General features: G+C 69.9%; 3 protein-coding genes. 1 reads left to right on the top strand and 2 read right to left on the bottom strand.

The window, feature by feature from the left end; all coding sequences use genetic code 11:
* The coding region (locus ACNPM4_RS20685) for a DinB/UmuC family translesion DNA polymerase (protein WP_448987018.1) at positions 1-326 on the top strand (326 nt) is incomplete at its 5' end.
* 37 nt (positions 327-363) lie between these two features.
* Here ACNPM4_RS20685 and ACNPM4_RS20680 read toward each other — a convergent pair.
* Positions 364-765, bottom strand: a complete 402-nt coding sequence (locus tag ACNPM4_RS20680) for a RidA family protein (RefSeq protein ID WP_448987017.1) — start codon at positions 763-765, stop codon at positions 364-366.
* 55 nt (positions 766-820) lie between these two features.
* Positions 821-1,798: a zinc-binding dehydrogenase gene (locus ACNPM4_RS20675; protein WP_448987016.1), complete on the bottom strand. Its 978-nt coding sequence runs from the start codon at positions 1,796-1,798 to the stop codon at positions 821-823.
* Between the last annotated feature and the right edge of the window lie 200 nt (positions 1,799-1,998).

Raw genomic sequence — 1,998 nt, 5'->3', positions numbered from 1 at the left:
ACCAGCAGAACCTCACGACGACGGCGCAGGTCACCGCCGCTGTTCGGGAACTCGCCGTTCAGGCCTTCGACGACTGCGCCGCCGAAGGAAGACCCGTCGTCCGCGCGCATCTCAAGGTGCGGTACGCGCCGTTCGAGACGAGGACGCTCGGGCGCAAGCTCTCGGCACCGACGACCGATCCGGAGGAGTTCTTGGCGGCCGCCCTCGCGCTTGCCAAGACCCTCGACACTGAGCGGGAGGTGCGTCTCCTGGGCGTGCGCGCGGAGATGACGATGCCCGACGAGGGCGACACCGCGGAGCGGACGCCGGTCCGAGGGAGGATCTGAGCCGGCAGTCGGGACGTGGCACCCGCGGCCCCGGGGATCAGCCTCGGACGACGGCAGCGACTGCGCTCACTTCGATGAGGGCACCGGGAACCCCCAGGCCGGCGACGAGAGCCGCCGTGACCAGAGGCGGTGCGCCTTCTCGCGCGAGCCTGGAGGCGACCGCCCCGTAGGCCGCGCGGAGGTCGGCGTCTTGATGGATCAGGACCGTCCAGCTGATCACGTCGTCGAGACCTGCGCCGGCGCACTCCAGCGCGATGCGGGCATTCTCGACGGCGCGCAGCGATTGCTCGGCGGCATCGGCGGAGACGATCGCCCCCGTGGAATCGATGCCGTTCTGGCCGCCGACGTAGATCGTGGTCGCGCCGGGTGGGACGACGGCGACGTGGCTGAATGCGGGACTGACGACGAGCCCCGCCGGACTGGCAAGTGTGATCTCCATGCCCACACTCTGCACCGGGGCTCCGACGGGCGGAACCCCGGTGTCGAGAAACGGATCAGAAGCGCAGCAGCACCTTCCCGATGCGTCCGGCGGTGTTGCTCGCCTGTACGGCCGCCCCGATGTCGGCGGCGTCGAAGACACCGGCGACCGGAAGGGTCAGGGTGCCATCGGTGACGCGCTGGACCAACTCGCCGAACAGTTCGCCCCGGGTTGCGGGGTCGAGGCTGGGCATGACCTTGCTGCCCCAGAAGCCCTTCACGGTTGCCTGCTTGAAGATGACGTCGGAGGAGGCGATCTCCATCGTGGGGGAGTTCATGGCACCGAAGGCCACGAGGGTGCCGCCCTCGGCGAGGAGCGACAGCACGTCGCCCGCCGAAGACCCGCCGACGGAGTCGACTCCCGCGACGATCGGTGCGCCGCCGGTGATGCGTGCCACCTGCTCCCGCCAGTCGTCCTGATCCGTGGCGACGACGCCCTCGATGCCCTGGGACCGGAGCTCTTCGATGCCCGCCGTGCGGCGGACGAGTCCGAGGACGTTGATGCCGCGTGCGGTACCGAGCTGCGCGAGCATGCGGCCGACCGCGCCGTTCGCCGCGTTCTGCACGATCCACTCGCCCGGCTTCACGTCGAGGAAACGCAGCAGGGTGATCGTGCTGAACGGCATCGAGACCAGTTGCGCCGCATCCTCGTCGGAGAGGGCATCGGGAACGGGGATCAGGCCGGCGGCGTTCGCGAGGAAGTACTCCGACCACGCGCCGAACGTGCCGCCCGTCGCGACGCGCTGCCCGACGGTGAGGTAGTCGACACCCGCGCCGAGAGCGTCGACGACACCGACCGCTTCGGTGCCCGACGCCGCGGGGAGCTCGGGCTTGAAGCCGTAGGTGCCCCGGACGGTCCACAGGTCGTGGTTGTGGATGGGGGAGAGCACCGTCCGAACACGGACCTGACCGGCACCGGGCTCGGGTAGGGGGCGGTCTTCGATCCGGAGGACCTGCTCGGGATCGCCGAACGTCGGGTGGATGAGTGCGCGCATGGGATTTCCTTTTCTGGTGGAGGAGTTCAGTGGGTGTCGTCCGCGGGGGCGGGTGCGGAGAGACTCGCGGTGAGGAGCTGGAGCCGCTCGGTGATGTCGTGCAGTTCGGCGATGAGCTCGCGCCGACGGTCGTCGTCGCTCAGCCCGGCAGCTTCGGCGACTGCGCTGTGGATCGGGGCGACCTCGGTGCGAAGTGCCTG

The sequence above is a fragment of the Microbacterium umsixpiens genome (genome assembly GCF_053543675.1).
This window is presented reverse-complemented; position numbering and strand designations above follow the sequence as displayed.